Raw genomic sequence first — 18,609 nt, 5'->3', positions numbered from 1 at the left:
AGTTGAGTAGGGTTGTAAAAGCTGATGAAATCAGCGTAGTAGAGCCCACTCAACCACTGCGTCTTGCTCGACAATCCAAAAACAAGAGGCTAGGACTTTTGTCCCAGCCTCTTGTTTTTGTTGATGGAAAGCTGTAAAATAGAGAAAAGAACAGAAAAGGAAGCACAAGCTATGTCAAATGATCTTATCCTGATGGGGGTTGTCCTTGTCTTGTTTGGACTTTATTTCACTCTTCAAGTTGAGCTCAATAAAGTCAGAAGTCAATTTACCCATTATCTCCTTCAACCAGGTAGTATCCCCAAGGAACAAAAGGAAAAGTACCTCAAAGAATCTGAGATGGAAGCGATTCGCTTAATTCGTCTAGACTATCATGTCGGTATTCAAAATGCTAAAATAATCTATGAGCAGTTGAAGAAATAGATGAAAACCTCGTATAGTTTTATACGAGGTTTTCTGTTTTAAATAAGGAGGAGAGTTCAGGTAAAACACGAGCAACATCAGCTGATTTGATCTTAACTAGTTGATAAGGACAGTTAGCAATATAGGCTGCTTCAAAAAAATCAAGAGGGAGGCCACTGTGTTTTAAGGCCGCAAGGGATCTAACGTGGCTGAGATCAACTAGGACCCCGTCGTGGTTCAGGGTGAGTTGAGATAGGAGGGAAGACTGAGAAATTAAGGTCTTCAGATTTGTCTCTTCCTCTTTTCTTCGAGCTAGGAGTCTTTTTTTATTTGTTAGATACATCCCGTTATCAATATAGAGGCTTAAAGCCTTTTGCATGATGAGGTTGCTATCATAGTCTAGAATGGTCTTATAGGTTAAGACCGGCTTTAGGAGTTCCTTGGGAAGAATCATGGACGTGATTCGAAGGGCAGAAAAGAGATTGGTCGAAAAAGATTTGATATAAATGACCCGGTTGTTCCGATCCAGATAATGAAAAGAAGGAGCATTACTGGCATCGAGATCGGCCAGATAGTCGTCCTCGACTAGGTAGACATCATATTGATCCGCTAGTTGTAAAATAGCTTCTTTCTCCTTAGGGGAATAGCTATGACCGAGTGGGTAGTGAAAACGGGGGATGGTGTAAAAGAATTTGATATGGCCACTTTTAAAAATCTCCTCAAGGTTTTCGAGATCAATCCCCTTTAAGGTTCTCTCGATCGTCCGGTAGGGAAGTTGCTGAGTATCGAGGAGCTGGTTCATCCGATGATAAGTCGGTTGCTCGATCAAAATCTGCGATTTTTTATTGGGGAAGTCAATCTGGCTGAGGATATTAAGCGCCTGCTGAGTTCCAGAGGTCAATACAATCTGATCTGCAGTTGTATAGATACTTTCCTCCTCTAATAAAGCCTGAATAGACTGGCGTACCTCTTGCAAGCCCGCCTGATCTGAAAAATTATTAAATAAATAATTTTCACGACCGATTAAGGTTTCATTGATACAAGTCCGAAAATCTTCAAAAGCTTGGTTCCGGTCTTCCTCGAATTTAAGAGGGAGATCTTGGTGGCGACCCGGCTCTTGCTCCAAAACATAGAAGCCACTTTGAGGCTTGGCGTAAATCAAGTGCTGATAGGTTAAGTCTAGCAAAGCCCGCTGAACGGTATCCTTACTGCAAGTAAATTGACTGGCCAACTGGCGAACAGAAGGAATTTTCTGCCCGGTTTCAAGTTGGCCCTCTTGAATAGCTTCTTTTAAAAATGCGCTAATTTGTTGGTATTTGCTTGTTTTCGTCATAGCTGTCCCCATACAGTTTTTTTCTATTGTACAGGAAAAGACACAAAAAAACCACTCAAAAGAGTGGTGGCAGGATTACATAAAGTATACAATGGCTAAATACTGAAGAGCAGAAGCCGCAAGGATAAAGAGATGCCAAATCATGTGGAAGTATGGTTTTTTCTTAGCATAAAAGCCAGCTCCAACAGTGTAGCACAGGCCACCCATGAGCATTAGTCCCCAAAAAACTGGTGTTGTTTGGCTAATGATTTGAGGAATGATAAAGACAACCAACCAGCCCATGATCAAGTAAAGAGCTAGGCTGAACTTCTCATTGACTTTTTTAGCAAAGATTTTGTAGAGGATACCAAAAATAGTAGTGCTCCATTGAATAAAGATAATGCTATAGCCCATCCAGTTGTTCATCAAGGTGAGGACAACTGGCGTGTAACTGCCTGCGATCGCAATGTAGATCATGGAGTGGTCGATAATGCGAAGCACATACTTTTGAGGAGAATCATAAGACATGGCATGGTAGATAGTCGAAGACAGAAACATCAAAAAGAGGCTAATGACAAAAATAGAAGTCCCAAAAGCACTAAGAAGACCGTGCTGCTCAAAGCTGTAGATAGCGGAAATTGGAAGCAGAATCAGCATGAGGAAAGCCCCAACCGCATGGGTAACGCTGTTTGCAATCTCTTCTCCAAAAGATAATTTTTTACTTAGTTTCATGGTGTAATTCATCTGGTTCATCCTCCGTTTTTGATGGTTGAATATAAGATAGAGTTTCTAGATACAGTTGTACGGTCTGACAAGCAGAGCGAATAATTGGAGCAAGTGGCTCTTTTTGCTCATTGAGATAAGCGACAAAGCTATTGTAGAGAAGATCGGAGCTAGCCTCTTTTTGTAAAAAATTCAGGGTAGAAGAGATCTCCTGGATCGAAAAGACCGTTTTTAAGGTTGTAATAGCGATTAAGCGAGCTACTTGGTGACGCTGGTATTTTTTCTTTTCAGGCTTTTCGATGTAACCATGTTTCACGTAATTGTTGATCATGGCAGCCGTCAAGCCCTTGTCTGAAGAAGAGAGAACAGGTGCACATGTTTTATTGACATAAAGCAGGACCTGATCGAGATAGAGGTCTAGCTCAGGCAGTTGCTCCCATGTTGGATAGGAAAAAGTGGACACAAAATCTTCACCTTTCTTTAATCTGGTTTTCATAACTAGATAATAACATTAATAAAAACTCCTGTCAAGAAAATTTGAAAAATATGGTACAATAGGACTATGAAACTATTAATTCCATCCGCTAAAGAACTGAACGAACAGGCTCGTACCGTCGAGGCAAAGCCCTTATCCGATCATACACAAACAATCCTCCAAACTTTAAAGGACTATTCGCTAGCAGATTTGGCTAGCTTTTACGGGATTTCAGAGGAAAGAGCCCAGGTAGAAAAGGAGAGGATTGAGTCTCTATTAAATGGGAGTGCCAAGTCCTATCCTGCGTTAGAACTCTTTGACGGCCTGATGTACCGAAGCATCCAGCGTCAGGACTTATCCAAAAAAGAGCAGGCCTATCTTCAGGAACATTTGTTGATCACCACTGCCCTTTATGGAGTTATCCCAGCCTATGAAGGGATTGCTTCCCATCGTCTAGACTTTATGATGAAGCTAAAACCTGCTGGGCAGTCTTTAAAGGTGCTCTGGAAAGAGGAGTACGATCGATCTATAGAAGAAGAGGAGCAGATCCTATCACTCTTGTCATCTGAGTTCGAAATGGTCTTCTCAAAAAGCATTCGAGAACGAATGATACAGATTAAATTTATGGAGAACCGTGGTGGCAAACTTAAAGTTCACTCGACGATTTCAAAAAAAGCACGAGGTGCTATGGTCACTGCTATGATGAAAGCAGGTATTAGCCAGCTAGAAGATCTGAAACTATTAGAAGTAGCAGGTTTCTCATATCGTGAGGATTTATCGCAAGAGAAAGAATGGGTATTTGTGAAAGAATAAATAAAAATGAGGCTGGGACAAAAGTCCTAGCCTCTCCATTGTCTTTGGATTGTCGAGCAAGACGCAGTGGTTGAGTGGGCTCTACTACGCTGATTTTATCAGCTTTTACAGCCCTACTCAACTGTGCGGAGGTGGGACGACGAAATCGAATCCTAACGAATGACCGATTTCTGTCCCACTCTCATTTTTTTGATCTATCAGATAAAGAGAATGCACCACGAAAACTCCAAAATGAAGAATTTTGGAGTCATTACCATCTTGATTTGTGCAATTAGGCGATGTGTTTGAATTTCTTCAAAAGTTCTGTCAATTCAGCTTGTTCGCCACTGTTAAAGACTTGCATCAAGCGTTGGATATTTTTGATATGATCTGGAAGTGCTTCCTCGATCTTTTGACGACCAGCATCTGTAATCGAAACAAGATAAGCACGACGGTCTTCTGGATCTGTTTCACGTGTAATCCAGCCATCACGAACCATATTACGGATTACAACTGTCATATTTCCGGAGGTCGCAAGGATGCTGTCGATCAAATCTTGAATGCGGAGATCGCCCTTAGTATACAAAGTCTCAAGTACAGAGAATTGAGTTGGTGTCAACTGGTGCTTTTTAAAGATATGCGCTTCAGATGCACGGATCAATCGTTCTGCCTTGTGGAAGACGATCATGGTTTTTAAATCTACGTTTGCTTCTTTGAATAATCTCTTTAAATTTTCCATATCTATATTTTATCAATAAATAGTGTTTCTGTCGTTTAATTTTATTTTCAAATTAGTTACAAAATTGTAACAAATTTATCCAACTATGAACAAATGGTGTTAAAGATGTTAATTTTACTTTGTTGCTCAAACAATTTTATACTAAAATATTATAAAAGAGATGAAATATTAGTAACAATTCTTTCTTTAAAAAATCTATAGAATTCTAAGTGGCTTTGGTGTATAATGGGGGAGTGAAACAGAAAAAAAATCTTTTTATCGTATGGCAACACGTTATAGGAATTTGTATCGTAATAGTTACGGTTCTCTTTTCTTGGCTATTTCTTGCTGAAAAAACTTCTGATCGCATGCACAATCAAATTGCGCAAGCAAGAAAAGTAGCTTTGTCTCACTCTTCCTTAGCCACAATTGATAGGGAGAGTTTCTTTCATGGTAAAGAAGCTTATGTTTCCTTTATCGGGAAGGACCAAGAGGGGCAAAAGCTGGCGGTCTTGGTCGCGCAGGCAAATGATCAGGTCTATACTTATCCTTTAGTAGAAGGGACTAGCCAGAAGGAGGCTATCGCGCTTGTGAAAGAGGAGAGTCAGGACGCGATTGATCGAGTAACTTTTGGTCGCTTTAAGGGAAAACCGATCTGGGAAGTTAAGTCTGGCAGTTCTTATTATGTGGTGGATTTTAAGACTGGGAAAGTAACTAGTGTTTTTTAAGATTTGAGGAGGAAATATGAAATTATCAAATCGTGTATTGGAAATGGAAGAAAGTGTGACCTTGGCAGCAAATGCGCGTGCTAAAGCTTTGGCAGCTGAAGGTCGTGATATCTTGAGTTTGACGCTTGGTCAACCTGACTTTGCGACTCCAAAAAACATTCAAGAAGCAGCAGTTGCATCTATCGAGGATGGTCGAGCTAGCTTTTATACGGTAGCGTCTGGACTTCCAGAATTGAAGGATGCCATTAGTGACTATATGAAAGAGTTTTATGGCTATGCTGTCAGCCGCAATGAAGTAGTAGTCGGTACAGGTGCCAAGTTTATCCTTTATGCTTTCTTTACTTCTGTTATCAATCCAGGTGATGAAGTCATCATTCCAACACCTTGCTGGGTCTCTTATGTGGATCAAGTCAAGATGGTTGAAGGAACACCCGTTACTTTCCAAACAACAGAAGAAAATCACTTTAAGGCAACAGTTGAGCAACTGGAAGCAGCACGGACAGACAAGACCAAGGTTGTCTTGCTAAATTCGCCATCCAATCCAACAGGAATGATCTACAGCAAAGAAGAACTCGAAGCGATCGGCAACTGGGCTGTTGAGCATGACATCTTGATTTTGGCAGATGATATCTATGGTCGTTTGGTCTATAATGGCAATACTTTCACGCCAATTTCTAGCTTGTCAGAAGCGATTCGCAAGCAAACCATCGTGATTAACGGCGTTTCCAAAACTTATGCTATGACCGGATGGCGTGTTGGGTTTGCAGTGGGGGATCCTGAGATTATCGGGGCTATGGCCAAGGTGATCAGCCAAACAACTTCGAATTTGACGACGGTTTCTCAGTATGCTGCCATCGAAGCACTCACAGGAGATCAATCTTCTATTGAGACCATGCGTCAAGCTTTTGAGGAACGCTTGAATACCATTTATCCTCTCTTGAATGAAGTGCCTGGTTTTGAAGCTATCAAACCTCAAGGGGCCTTCTATCTCTTCCCAAATGTGAAGAAGGCCATGGAGATGAAGGGTTACACGGATGTGACAGAATTTACCACAGCGATTTTAGAAGAAGCGGAGGTGGCTCTGGTAACCGGTGCAGGTTTTGGTGCCCCAGAAAATGTACGCTTGTCTTATGCGACAGACTTGGATACGCTAAAAGAAGCGGTTCGCCGTATCAAGGCCTTTATGGAGAAATAAAAGAAAAGACCTTTGTCTCAACTGACAAAGGTCTTTTTGATAGGCTAGGAAATTCCTGCTTATAAATAATCGACAGCAAGGATAGTATGTCCTTTTTTAACAGGAATACGTGTCTTTGCGCCATTGTTCCCTTTTGGAAGGCGGAATTTTTTTACTTCTGGACTAGCTGGTTTACTTTGAACTTTTTTACCAACTGGAACCCGTGTTTTTACTCCATTATTCCCTTTTGGAAGACGGAGTTTTTGACTAGGTTTTTCTGGTAGCTGAGGAGTTACAGGTTTTTCAACAACTGGTGTGGTGTCTTCTTTATAGAAATAGGTTACTGTAACCAGGTTTGAAACATGGAGTTTATGGGAAGTTAATTCCCCTTTGTCAGCAGATTGGTAAGTATAAGTTTTTCCATTGGCTTGGATCTGAGCAGGTGCTTTAGGAAGACCAGCTTCATAAGCCAAATCAAGGCTCCGCTCGACGCTATTTTCTTGGGAAGGAGCAATTTCTTGTCCCTTATCGTCTACAAAACGAGCACGTTTTACAACTTCAGGATTCAAATCGATATCATCATAGAGATGGATGACTTCAATGACGGGCGCGGTGGCAGTGCCTTTTTCAGGAGCGCTCTTGTAATGGAAGCCATCTTTAATATCAAGCTCAGAATAACGTACTCGATACCATGTTTTTCCATTTTCGTCTGTAACGGTTGCTGGTCCATTTCCAGATACGTCATATTCGGTAAAAGCACGTGCCTCAACTGTCTTGTAGACGACATCTGTTGAAGATGCAACTGGAGAATAGTCTGGTTTAAGAGTCCGACGACGATGGATAACACGAATTTCAGAGATTCGTGGATCTAAGGGAGCTTCTGTCGGAGTTTCTTCACTTGTACTGAGGCTTAAAGGTGCTTCTGGAGTTACTGGTGTAACAGTTTCTTCTGAAGCAAGCGGAGCTAGGGAAGGGGTTGCCTGTAGTTCAGTCATTGGTGCTTCGGCAGATGCAGTTTGCTCCTCTGCATAAGTGGTAGTAGCAAGACTGAGGGCTAAAACAGCAGCGCACAATCCTGTTGTTAGTTGAATTTTCTTTTTCATATTTTCCTCCTTATTATGTAGTGATATTATAGCTTGAAAAAGTTTTCTCTGTCAAAAAAAAGCAAGTTTCATGACCTGAAATGCAAGGATTTCAGTTTGAAAAATCAAATAAGTGTGGATTTTTTAAAAAGTGGTTCAAGATTTTGAGAAAACAAGGGCTATTCAACAGATTGGGACGTGTGATCAATTAGAGAGTCATGTCATCCGTTAAAATTTTGATATTTCGACGGTAGAGGATAGCTATTAGCTTCTATTTGTGGTAAAATGAGAAATGATAATGTCTTCGGACAAGTACAATGAGAAAAGGAAGATGTATTATGACAAAACGGATTACCATCATCGAAGTAAAAGACTACGTCGGTCAAGAAGTGACTATCGGTGCTTGGGTAGCGAATAAATCAGGAAAAGGGAAAATTGCCTTCTTGCAATTGCGTGATGGAACAGCCTTTTTCCAAGGTGTGGCTTTCAAACCAAACTTTATCGAAAAATTCGGAGAAGAAGTGGGGCTTGAAAAATTTGATACCATCAAACGCTTGAGCCAAGAAACGTCTGTTTTTGTGACTGGGATTGTCAAAGAAGATGAGCGCTCAAAATTTGGTTATGAGTTGGATATTACAGACATCGAAGTCATCGGAGAATCTCAAGATTACCCAATCACTCCAAAAGAACATGGAACAGACTTCTTGATGGACAACCGTCATTTGTGGTTGCGTTCACGCAAACAAGTAGCAGTGATGCAAATCCGTAACGCTATTATCTATGCAACTTATGAGTTCTTTGACAAGAATGGCTTCATGAAATTTGATAGCCCAATCCTTTCAGGAAATGCTGCAGAAGACTCTACAGAACTTTTTGAAACAGACTACTTTGGAACACCAGCTTACTTGAGCCAATCAGGACAGCTTTATCTTGAAGCAGGTGCTATGGCCCTTGGTCGCGTCTTTGACTTTGGACCAGTATTCCGTGCGGAGAAATCAAAAACTCGTCGTCACTTGACTGAGTTCTGGATGATGGATGCGGAGTACTCATACTTGACACACGACGAGTCACTTGACTTGCAAGAAGCTTATGTTAAAGCGTTGCTTCAAGGTGTTCTAGATCGTGCTCCTCAAGCCTTGGAAACTTTGGAACGTGATACAGAGCTCTTGAAACGCTACATTGCTGAGCCATTTAAACGCATTACTTACGATGAAGCGATTGACCTCTTGCAAGAGCATGAAAACGACGAAGATGCTGACTACGAACATTTGGAACATGGAGATGATTTCGGTTCACCACACGAAACGTGGATTTCAAACCACTTTGGTGTACCAACCTTTGTGATCAACTATCCAGCTGACATCAAGGCTTTCTACATGAAACCAGTTCCTGGGAACCCAGATCGCGTGCTTTGTGCAGACTTGCTCGCGCCAGAAGGGTACGGAGAAATCATCGGTGGTTCTATGCGTGAGGAAGACTACGATGCCCTTGTCGCTAAGATGGAATCACTTGGAATGGATCTTACAGAGTACGAATTCTACCTTGACCTTCGTAAATATGGTACAGTACCACACGGTGGATTTGGTATCGGTATCGAGCGTATGGTCACCTTCGCAGCTGGAACGAAACACATCCGTGAAGCTATTCCATTCCCACGTATGTTGCACCGTATCAAACCTTAATAACTATAAAAACGCCGTCTGGCGTTTTTACTTTAATGAAAGAGGTGGAGAAAATGTAGGCAAATCTAGGTAAGTCTTTTAGAAACCCTCATACTACATATGGAAAGAGAGAAAACAATGTTTAAAAGAACTTACAAAGGCAATATTCCACTCCTAGCAGGTCTGGAATTCACATCTTATTTTGGAATTACCAGTTTTTGGATTTTATTCTTTATTCAAAATGGTCTTTCCTTGCTTCAAATCGGTTTACTAGAAAGTATCTTTCATGGGACCAGTCTCTTGTGTGAGATCCCATCAGGTATGTTGGCAGATCGATTTAGCTACAAGGCCAATCTCTATTTGGCTCGCTTGGCCAGTATTATGTCCTCTATCTTGATCTTACTTGGTCAGGGGAATTTTTGGATTTATGCGCTTGCTATGATGGTCAATGCTTGGTCCTACAATTTTGACTCAGGGACCAGTACCGCTTTCTTATACGATTCTGCGGTAGAAGCAGGGCAAAAGGACCGATATCTTCAGATTTCTAGCTTTTTGTCTGGGGTGGCCGAAGTCACCCGAACTTTAGGTACCGTTGTGGCAGGCTTCTTTGTTCATGGAGCATTGGCTTGGACTTACCTGATTGCTATTGGACTCTCCTTGCTTTCCATTCTCTTGATTTTTCTGATGAAAGAGCCAGAGAGCAAGAGTAGTGAAAGAAATCATTTGACCTTAAAACGGATATTGGTAGTAGTGAAACAAGAATGGCAGGAAAAACCTGTCTTGTTTTACTGGATGCTCACCTATCAGCTGCTAGGAACCATCATGTGTATGTTTTATTTTTACTACCAACAGAAAATCAGTGACTTAGCCAGTTGGCAAGTTTCGCTCATTATGTTGATTGGCAGTGGATTCAATCTCCTAGCGGTTTATCTGGCCAGTCAAATCGGGAAAAAATGGAATAGTAATCAAGTCTTTCCAATTCTGGTTGCGTTGACAGGTTTGGCCTTGCTTTTGGTAGCTTTCAAGACTCCATTTGCCTATCTGAGTGTCTATCTTTTGACCAATGCACTATACGCAGTTTATCAACCCATTTACTACAATGAGCTACAAGCTTATTTACCTTCTAGTGTACGAGCAACCATGCTGAGTATCAATTCCATGATGTTTAGTCTTTCCATGATTGTGATCTTCCCACTTACTGGTTGGTTGATCGATACTTGTGGATTTGTAGTTGTTTTTCTTGTGCTAGGCCTGATAACACTCCTTTCTTTCCCACTCTTACTGATTGGATTGAGGAAAATGGGCAAGATCTTAAATAAGGGGACAAAGATGGAATAACATTCCTGGCCTTCATTCGTCTAAACAAGTGCAAATGAAACAAGAGCATGCTGAATAAGCTGGTCAAGAAAAACCGAACGAACTCTCTCTGCTTTGCAGGGAGAGTTTTTTTATCTTTAAAAATTGTGATAAAATAGGTACATCTCTTACAATTAGAATCGAGTAGTATGAAATCTTTATTGAAGTATTTTAAGGGCTATCTATGGGAAACTTTTCTAGGGCCCGTGTTTAAGCTTTTAGAAGCTATTTTTGAATTGTGTGTCCCCTTAATCATCGCCCACTTAGTCGATCAGGTCATTCCGAAAAAGGAAACGAGCGCAGTGGTGATGACGGTCGGTGTTTTGTTTTTATTTGCGAGCTTTGGTGTCGTCGTAGCTATTACGGCCCAGTATTTTTCTTCTAAAGCAGCTGTCGGCTTTACCCGCGAGATGACCAAGGATTTGTATGAGAAGATCTTATCACTTCCAAAGGACAAGCGCGATAGGATCGGGACTTCTAGTTTGGTAACCCGTCTCACTTCTGATACCTATCAAATTCAGGTTGGGATCAACCAATTCTTGCGCCTCTTTTTGAGAGCACCGATTATTGTCTTTGGTTCTATCATCATGGCTTTCACCATCAGTCCTAAACTAACCCTTTGGTTCTTGGGGATGGTGGCGATTTTAACCTTGATTATTGTGATCATGTCTCGGATTGTCAATCCTCTTTTTGCCAAGATCCGGAAAATCACAGACCGAATGGTCACAGTGACGCGTCAGCAATTTCAAGGGATGCGGGTGATTCGGGCCTTTGGACAACAGTCTAGTGAATTAGAGGACTTTAGAGAGGTCAATCAGGACTACAAGATCTGGCAAATTCGCGCTGGTATCTGGTCTAGTTTGGTCAGTCCCTTGACCTTCCTTGTGGTCAATACGACCTTGGTTTGTGTCATTTGGCAAGGACAATTGAATATCTCTGCTGGTCTTTTAACCCAAGGGATGTTGGTCGCTTTGGTCAATTATTTATTACAAATTTTAACAGAATTGATCAAACTGGCGATGCTGGTCACGTCTTTAAATGTCAGCTATATTTCAGCTAAGCGTGTTCAAGAGATTTTTGATTTGAAGGAAGAAGACCTCTTAGAAGCTCTGCCAGAAGAAACTGCAAGAGAGCAAGAAGCGATCAGTGCAGAGGAAGTTTCTTTCACCTATCCAACGGCTTCAAGCCCAGCCCTAGAGGGAATTTCTTTTGATCTTGACCAAGGACAGATGCTGGGAATTATCGGTGGTACAGGATCTGGGAAGTCCACCCTTGTTCAGTTATTGAGTCATTTGTATGCTGTTAGTCAGGGAAAATTAGCCCTCTATCATCAAGGTCACTCTCCTAGAACTCTCAAGGAATGGCGGGAGTGGATAGCTGTAGTCCCACAGAAGGCAGAGCTCTTTAGAGGAACTATCCGCTCGAATCTCTTATTAGGGATGGATGAAAGTCTGACGGATCATGATTTGTGGTGGGCGCTAGAAACGGCTCAGGCGGCTGATTTTGTCCGTGAAAAAGAAGGAAAGCTGGATGAGCCGGTAGAAGCCTTTGGTCGAAATTTTTCAGGTGGCCAACGCCAGCGGTTGACCATTGCGCGTGCTCTTTTGAAAAAGGCCCCTTTCTTGGTTTTGGATGATTCGACTTCTGCCTTGGATTATTTGACGGAGGCTCGTCTCTTAAAATCGATTAAAGAAGAATTGAGTGACACAAGTTTGATCTTAGTATCTCAACGAACCAATAGTCTCAAGTCGGCTGATCAGATTTTGGTCTTGAATAAGGGGCATCAAGTAGGACTGGGAAATCATGATTTCCTCTTGTCCACGAATGAGATTTATCAAGAAATTCATGATTCACAACACGGAAGGGAGGAAGCATGAGTCAAAAACGTTCCAGTTATTTAAAACGTCTCTTTAGAGATTTTGCTCACCATCCCGGTCTCCTGATTCTAGCCAGTATTGGAACTATCGTTCAAGTTGGCTTAACGGTTTGGTTACCGATCCTGATCGGACATGCGGTTGACTTGGTCATGAATCCTCAAGGGATGAAAGTCTTATGGCCCGTTTTGATCCAGATGCTTCTAATCATTGTGGCCAATACCTTGATCCAATGGATTAATCCTCTTCTCTACAATCAATTGGTTTATCGGTTTAGCCAAACCCTAAGAGAAAAAGTAATGGAAAAAGTGCATCGCTTGCCCTTGTCTTATCTGGACAAGCAAGGAAGTGGGGATTTCGTCAGTCGTTTAACAACCGATGTAGAGCAACTTAATAGCGGTCTTCTCATGGTCTTTAACCAGTTCTTTGTGGGCCTCTTAACCATTCTTGTCACCATCGTGACCATGGCAGGATTGGATTTCTTTATGATGGTAGCAGTTCTGGTATTGACCCCATTGTCTCTCTTGATTGCTCGTTTCATTGCCAAGCGCTCCTATACGCTTTTCCAAGCACAAACCAAGGCGCGTGGCCTGCAAACTCAGTTGATCGAAGAGTCTTTGACCCAGGAAAGTTTAATCCAGTCCTTTAACGCTCAGGATCAATTCCGTAAGGCTTTTAAAGGAACGAATGAAAGCTATGCCAAGTATTCCCAATCTGCTGTCTTTTATTCTTCAACGGTCAATCCTGCAACTCGCTTTGTGAATGCCTTGATTTATGCGGTAGTGGCTGGATTTGGAGCCGTACGGATTATTTCGGGATCTCACTTTACTGTCGGTCAATTAGTGACCTTCCTCAATTATGTCAACCAATACACCAAACCCTTTAATGATATTTCTTCTGTCTTGTCAGAACTCCAAAGTGCTCTTGCCTGCGCAGAGCGCCTGTACAGCGTATTGGATCAAGTTGAGATCGAAGAGACGGGACATCGTGTTATAGAAACTCAGGATGTCAAAGGAGCGATAGGTTTTGAGCACGTCGCATTTGGCTATGATTTAGGGAGGACCTTGATCAAAGATTTAACCATTCAGGTTCCAGCCGCTAGTAAGGTAGCGATTGTAGGGCCTACAGGAGCAGGGAAGTCGACCTTGATCAATCTACTCATGCGTTTCTACCCTGTGAACTCTGGGATGATTACGATTGATGGGGTGCCGATTACGGACTACACCCGTGCTTCCTACCGCCAACAGTTTGGTATGGTTCTACAAGAAACCTGGCTCAAGGTCGGGACGATTCATGAAAATATCGCTTTTTCTCGTCCAGATGCGACCAGAGAAGAAGTGATAGAAGCAGCCAAAGCGGCCAATGCGGATTTCTTTATCAGGCAGTTGCCACAAGGGTATGATACTTATCTTTCAGATGCTGGAGAGTCTTTGTCTCAAGGACAACGTCAGCTCTTAACGATTGCGCGTGTTTTCCTTTCCGTTCCTAAGATTTTGATCTTGGATGAAGCGACATCGTCCATTGATACTCGGACTGAGGCCTTGATTCAAGATGCCTTTCATCAACTCATGAAGGGACGGACCAGCTTTATCATCGCCCACCGCTTATCGACCATTCAAAATGCCGATATGATCCTTGTCATGGTGGATGGCGATATTGTCGAGCATGGCACTCATGAAGAGCTAATGCAAGCACAAGGTGTTTACTACAAGATGCAAACAGCTCAGCAACAGATTCGTTAACATGAAAAGCATTTTCAGATTTGAAAATGCTTAGATTGAAGATAAAGACATATTCAAAACTTTCCTTAGGTGAGTACGGAAGTCAGCGAACTTCTACGAAGTTCCATGACTTAGTTTTGAACCTAAAGTTTCAAAACTCCCGAGTGCTAGAAACTGATTTGTTTCTAGCACTTTTCTCACAGCGGAAAGTTTCAATATTTTCTTGATTCATTTTAAAAATTGAAAATCATTGTTGTTCCTTTTAGAAACGTTTTACTTATTTTATTTTAAAATAGTTAGTCCACATTCTAAGCATTTTCAGGTTTGAAAATGCTTTTTTAGTCTAAAAAAAGCATCTAGCAATTTTGCTAGATGCTTCAGGAACCACTCGTTTTTATCTCAATTAAACGTTTAAAACCTTATCCAAGAATTCTTTCAAACGTGGGTGTTGGGGGTTATCGAAAATTTGGTCTGGTTTGCCGTCTTCGAGGAATTCACCATCTGCGGTGAAGATGACGCGGTTGGCCACTTGGCGGGCAAATCCCATCTCGTGGGTGACGATAATCATGGTCATCCCTTGCTTGGCCAAGTCCTTCATAACGTTCAATACATCTCCAACCATCTCAGGGTCAAGGGCAGAAGTCGGTTCGTCAAAGAGCATAATATCTGGATTCATGGCGAGTCCACGGGCAATGGCCACACGTTGTTTTTGACCACCGGAAAGGCTGTTTGGATTGGCATCGGCTTTATCTGCGAGACCAACTTTTTCTAATAATTCCATCCCGACTTTTTGAGCTTCTTCGCGAGTCATCAGTTTGTGCTCTACTGGCGCAAACATAATGTTTTCTAGGACGCTCATGTGAGGGAAGAGGTTGAAGTGTTGGAAAACCATCCCAATATTTTCACGGACCAAATCAACATTGGTTTTTGGATCGGTTAGATCATATCCATTTACGGTAATTTGACCTTTTGTAACTTCTTCGAGGAGATTGAGACTCCGAAGGAAAGTAGATTTACCAGAACCGGACGGTCCGATAATACAGACCACATCCCCTTCGTAGAATTTCGTTGAGATTCCTTTTAAGACCTCATTTTCACCATAGTATTTGTGGAGGTCATGGACATCAATTTTTAATTTAGCCATTAGTTAACCTTCTTTTCTAATTTTTTTGCAAATCGTGTTAGCAAGGTGATAATCACGAGGTAGAAGACGGCAAGGATAGCATACATCTTGAAACTTTGGTAGTTTCGAGCAATGATGATCTTACCAGTTTGGAAGAGTTCTACCAATCCGATTGCAGACACAATAGTCGTATCTTTCAGGGCAATGACGAATTGGTTAACAAAGTTTGGAAGCATGAGTTTGGTTGCTTGTGGCAAGATGATCTTGCGCATGGTCTTGCCATAAGAGATCCCAAGGCTTCGGCTGGCTTCCATCTGTCCAATCGGTACAGCTTGGATCCCCCCACGAACAATTTCTGCGATATAGGCAGCAGCATTGAGAGAGAGGGCGATGGTACCTGCGACAAAGTCGTTGATTGGGGATTGATGACCTGTGACCGATTCAATCAAGTTTGGAATTCCCCAGAAGATGAAGGCAGCGAGGATCATGAGTGGGATCCCACGAATAACATCGACAAAGATTTCTGCTGTCCAGCGGAGCCACTTATAAGGGCTAACACTAAACATCCCAAAGATAACACCGATCACCATAGCAATCGCGAAAGAGAGAAGTGCAAGGGCAAGGGTTACACCCAAACCACTTAACAATTGTTTGTAGTTGTTTTGAAGTAAGCCCCAGATCGTTGTTTCATCTGCTGTTGTACTTGAAGTACTTGATTTGCTATCTGACTTAAGATATTTATCGAGAATCTTTTGGTATTGGCCATTTTTCTTTAAGTTTGCAAGACCGTTATTGAACATCTCGATCAATTCAGGATTTTCACCTTTTTTAACGGCAAATGCTAGTTGACCACTTGGAGTTCCTTCGATAGGTGTTTTGAATTTACGTCCTTGTTTAATAGCGTATTTGATGACGGGTTCGTCATCCATAATCGCAGCGACAGAACCTGAGTTCAAGCTGTCGTACATAGAAGCCCCGTCAGAGAAAGTTTTGATCTTGTAGCCATATTTATTTTTATTCTTTTCAAGGAAGGTCTGCGATGCAGTTCCGTTTTTAACACCGACCGTCTTACCTTTTAAGTCATCGTAAGAATCAATCTTACTATCTTCTTGGACTGCAAGAATAGAGTTAGCAGTATAATATGGTTCAGAAAAATCAAATGTTTCTTTCCGAGCATCGGTCACGGTCATCCCTGCGATCATTCCTTGCGCATGACCAGATTGGACATCACTTACCGCAGCGTCAAATCCAGGGTTATCAATTTCAATGGTAAATCCTTGGTCTTTGGCAATGGCCTTGATCAAGTCCATATCGATCCCTGTATACTTATTTTTCCCATTCTGGAAAACGAATGGTGCAAAAGATGAGTCACTTGAAATTACATATTTTGACTTTTTAGGCGTTGCTTTTTGTCCAGCAGGAGTAGTTGTTGTTGGAACAGCACTGTTAGCAGTTGATTGGCTTTCACCGGTCCATTTCTTGATGATCTCATCAAGTGTTCCATCAGCTTTCATTTGAGCGAGGGCCTTGTTAAATTCAGTGATCAACTTTTCATGATTTCCACCTTTTTTAACACCAAAGGCAAAGCCACCGACTGCTTCCCCGTCCATATTTATCGCTAGGTCCTGACCCTTTTGGATGGCATATTGAATGACGGGTTGATCATCCATGACTGCATCCACTGCACCAGTTGATAAACTGTTGTACATGAGATCACCCGTATCAAAAGTCTTGATCTTGTAGCCGTATTTGTCCTTGTTTTTGTCGAGGAAGCGTTGGGCTGCAGTACCGTTTTTGACACCGACTGTCTTCCCTTTTAATTGGCTGTACTTCGTGATTTTGTCGGCTTTTGTAGTTGCAATGACAACCTTTGTATCGTAGTAAGTATCAGACATGGTGAAGACTTTTTCACGTTCAGTTGTTTTGGTCATTCCGGCCATAATGGCATCCGCTTGACCAGCTTGGACAGCATTAACTGCAGCATCAAATCCAGGGAAGGATTTATCTAAATCCCAGCCATTGATTTCAGCGACCTTGTCCAAGATTTCTACGTCAATTCCTTTATAGGTTTGATCTGAATCCTTAAATTCAAACGGAGCATAAGCTGTGTCGAAAACGACCTTGATCGTCTCAGCATGAGCATGACCAGCGAATGCTACCAGTGGAAATAAGAAAAGCAAATAGGCTAGTAATTTTTTCTTCATTTCTGTCTCCTTTTTCTTCATTTCTCTTTGGGTGTTTGACCCATGAGTGCATTGACCAAAGGATGGCCTGAAAAAACAAAACATTCATACCAAATAGAGTATGAATGATCTTATGTTTTTCTATAAAAGCTATTATATCAGAAAAGTATCAGTTCAGCAAGAAAAATCAACTTTCGATGTTAGGTTTTCTGACATGAAGTGGTGTTGCAGGTCTGGATTTTCTTTGCTACAATGGACCTATCAGATAAATGGAGGTTATTAGATGAAGAAAGGGATGATCATTCAAGGTATCAAAACGAAAGCTTCTGTGCCAGTTTTCGTTTCTACACTATTCTACGTGTTTTTAGCTTCCTTCTTTATAGAAGGAGGACTATGGATCAGTAGTGAATTGGTGGGACCATTTTCCATTGCAATAGGTACTCTAACAGAGTTCTTCTCACCAGGAAATGGGGTTGCAAGTATTCAAGAGTTTTTCTACCATTATATTCTCTATTATGAGCTCTTCAGTTTTGTATTTATTCTCTTACTCTTTATTTTTTGGGTGAAGTTCATTGAGAAGAATCCCTTATCGACTTTAGGTTTTGTAAAAAAGAACTGGCTAAAGTATCTAGGTTGGGGAATCTTGATTTCACTGCTTCAAATGGGTGTGATTGCCCTTGTCTACCAAGTAAGTGGAATTGGGTCTTTTGAACTGAATGAATTAAGTTTAGAACCCATCCTCTTTATTCTAGGTTTATTCCCATTTTGGCTCCTTCAAGGTGGGACAGAAGAAGTAGCGACGCGGGGTTGGCTCCTGACTCGGATTGCTGCAAGAACCAATCTTCCCTTAGCAATCGGGATTTCTAGTAGTCTCTTTGGCATTCTTCATCTGGGAAATGCAGGAGTGACCTTCTTATCCGTTCTGAATATCATCCTCGATGGAGTGCTGGCTGCTCTGCTTTTTATCTATACGGATAGTATTTGGCTAGTGGTCGCCCAACACGGCACCTGGAACTATGTACAAGGCAATCTCCTTGGTTTTCAAGTCAGTGGGACGGGGGCAGATGCCTCTATCTTTACCTTTACCATGGGGTCAGGACCTGACTGGTTGACTGGAGGGGAATTTGGAGCGGAAGGATCGATCATCACAACTCTGGTTCTTCTAGTATCCGTCGTGATTGTTTATCGTTTAGGAGAGAGGAAAGAAAGAGTTTAATGACTAACTTCTGTGTAATGTCTGAAAGTCATATATGAAAAAGACAAACACCAAAAATGACGTTTGTCTGTA

The 18,609-nt window shown here is 41.7% G+C and carries 16 protein-coding genes; 9 read left to right on the top strand and 7 right to left on the bottom strand.

Translation table 11 applies throughout. The annotated features are described in order from the left end of the window. Positions 1-171 precede the first annotated feature (171 nt). Positions 172-420: a hypothetical protein gene (locus HMPREF9186_RS02015; RefSeq protein WP_009731156.1), complete on the top strand. Its 249-nt coding sequence runs from the start codon at positions 172-174 to the stop codon at positions 418-420. A gap of 19 nt (positions 421-439) precedes the next feature. Here HMPREF9186_RS02015 and HMPREF9186_RS02010 read toward each other — a convergent pair whose 3' ends face one another. The 3 genes from HMPREF9186_RS02010 to HMPREF9186_RS02000 all read right to left on the bottom strand — a co-directional run bounded on the left by HMPREF9186_RS02010 (position 440) and on the right by HMPREF9186_RS02000 (position 2,930). Further along, positions 440-1,744, bottom strand: a complete 1,305-nt coding sequence (locus tag HMPREF9186_RS02010) for an aminotransferase-like domain-containing protein (RefSeq protein ID WP_037613880.1) — start codon at positions 1,742-1,744, stop codon at positions 440-442. A 63-nt stretch (positions 1,745-1,807) separates the two neighbouring features. Next, positions 1,808-2,455 carry a PAQR family membrane homeostasis protein TrhA gene (gene trhA, locus HMPREF9186_RS02005; RefSeq protein ID WP_009731154.1) on the bottom strand — a complete coding sequence of 216 codons (648 nt, stop codon included), beginning with the start codon at positions 2,453-2,455 and terminating at the stop codon, positions 1,808-1,810. After that, positions 2,430-2,930, bottom strand: coding sequence for a DUF1836 domain-containing protein (locus tag HMPREF9186_RS02000; RefSeq protein WP_009731153.1), 501 nt, complete (start codon positions 2,928-2,930; stop codon positions 2,430-2,432). The genes trhA and HMPREF9186_RS02000 overlap by 26 nt, the downstream gene beginning before the upstream one ends. A 66-nt stretch (positions 2,931-2,996) precedes the next feature. On the opposite strand from HMPREF9186_RS02000, the gene yaaA reads away from it, so the two are divergent. Beyond that, the gene (yaaA, locus tag HMPREF9186_RS01995) at positions 2,997-3,722 is read left to right on the top strand and encodes a peroxide stress protein YaaA (RefSeq protein ID WP_009731152.1); all 726 of its coding nucleotides are present in this window, start codon (positions 2,997-2,999) and stop codon (positions 3,720-3,722) included. 271 nt (positions 3,723-3,993) lie between these two features. Here the strand turns inward: yaaA and HMPREF9186_RS01990 are convergent, their stop codons facing one another. Continuing rightward, a complete protein-coding gene (locus HMPREF9186_RS01990; RefSeq protein ID WP_009731151.1) occupies positions 3,994-4,440 on the bottom strand; it encodes a MarR family winged helix-turn-helix transcriptional regulator in 447 nt (148 codons plus the stop codon). Positions 4,441-4,733: 293 nt separating this feature from the next. Between HMPREF9186_RS01990 and HMPREF9186_RS01985 the strand changes: the two genes are divergently transcribed. Both HMPREF9186_RS01985 and HMPREF9186_RS01980 read left to right on the top strand, forming a co-directional pair. After that, positions 4,734-5,147 carry a cell wall elongation regulator TseB-like domain-containing protein gene (locus tag HMPREF9186_RS01985; RefSeq protein ID WP_037614003.1) on the top strand — a complete coding sequence of 138 codons (414 nt, stop codon included), beginning with the start codon at positions 4,734-4,736 and terminating at the stop codon, positions 5,145-5,147. A gap of 16 nt (positions 5,148-5,163) precedes the next feature. Beyond that, positions 5,164-6,342, top strand: a complete 1,179-nt coding sequence (locus HMPREF9186_RS01980; protein WP_009731149.1) for a pyridoxal phosphate-dependent aminotransferase — start codon at positions 5,164-5,166, stop codon at positions 6,340-6,342. A gap of 59 nt (positions 6,343-6,401) precedes the next feature. Here HMPREF9186_RS01980 and HMPREF9186_RS01975 read toward each other — a convergent pair whose 3' ends face one another. Next, positions 6,402-7,424, bottom strand: a complete 1,023-nt coding sequence (locus tag HMPREF9186_RS01975; protein ID WP_009731148.1) for a hypothetical protein — start codon at positions 7,422-7,424, stop codon at positions 6,402-6,404. Positions 7,425-7,741: 317 nt separating this feature from the next. On the opposite strand from HMPREF9186_RS01975, the gene asnS reads away from it, so the two are divergent. The 4 genes from asnS (at position 7,742) to HMPREF9186_RS01955 (ending at position 14,036) form a co-directional block, all read left to right on the top strand. Continuing rightward, positions 7,742-9,085, top strand: a complete 1,344-nt coding sequence (gene asnS / locus HMPREF9186_RS01970; RefSeq protein WP_009731147.1) for an asparagine--tRNA ligase — start codon at positions 7,742-7,744, stop codon at positions 9,083-9,085. A gap of 117 nt (positions 9,086-9,202) precedes the next feature. Then, entirely contained in the window at positions 9,203-10,402 is a 1,200-nt protein-coding gene (locus HMPREF9186_RS01965; RefSeq protein WP_009731146.1) for an MFS transporter, read from the top strand. Between the two features lie 167 nt (positions 10,403-10,569). After that, positions 10,570-12,297 carry an ABC transporter ATP-binding protein gene (locus HMPREF9186_RS01960; protein WP_009731145.1) on the top strand — a complete coding sequence of 576 codons (1,728 nt, stop codon included), beginning with the start codon at positions 10,570-10,572 and terminating at the stop codon, positions 12,295-12,297. Then, entirely contained in the window at positions 12,294-14,036 is a 1,743-nt protein-coding gene (locus HMPREF9186_RS01955; protein ID WP_009731144.1) for an ABC transporter ATP-binding protein, read from the top strand. Before HMPREF9186_RS01960 ends, HMPREF9186_RS01955 begins: the two co-directional genes overlap by 4 nt. 382 nt (positions 14,037-14,418) lie before the next feature. On the opposite strand, the gene HMPREF9186_RS01950 is transcribed toward HMPREF9186_RS01955, so the two are convergent. Together HMPREF9186_RS01950 and HMPREF9186_RS01945 are read right to left on the bottom strand one after the other, a co-directional pair. After that, positions 14,419-15,159, bottom strand: a complete 741-nt coding sequence (locus HMPREF9186_RS01950; RefSeq protein ID WP_009731143.1) for an amino acid ABC transporter ATP-binding protein — start codon at positions 15,157-15,159, stop codon at positions 14,419-14,421. Further along, positions 15,159-17,342, bottom strand: coding sequence for an amino acid ABC transporter substrate-binding protein/permease (locus HMPREF9186_RS01945; protein ID WP_009731142.1), 2,184 nt, complete (start codon positions 17,340-17,342; stop codon positions 15,159-15,161). Before HMPREF9186_RS01945 ends, HMPREF9186_RS01950 begins: the two co-directional genes overlap by 1 nt. Before the next feature lie 262 nt (positions 17,343-17,604). On the opposite strand from HMPREF9186_RS01945, the gene HMPREF9186_RS01940 reads away from it, so the two are divergent. Further along, on the top strand, positions 17,605-18,537 hold the full coding sequence (locus HMPREF9186_RS01940) for a CPBP family intramembrane glutamic endopeptidase (RefSeq protein WP_009731141.1): 933 nt from the start codon (positions 17,605-17,607) through the stop codon (positions 18,535-18,537). Positions 18,538-18,609: the final 72 nt, after the last annotated feature.

The organism is Streptococcus sp. F0442, from assembly GCF_000314795.2.
GTDB lineage: Bacteria > Bacillota > Bacilli > Lactobacillales > Streptococcaceae > Streptococcus.
This window is presented reverse-complemented; position numbering and strand designations above follow the sequence as displayed.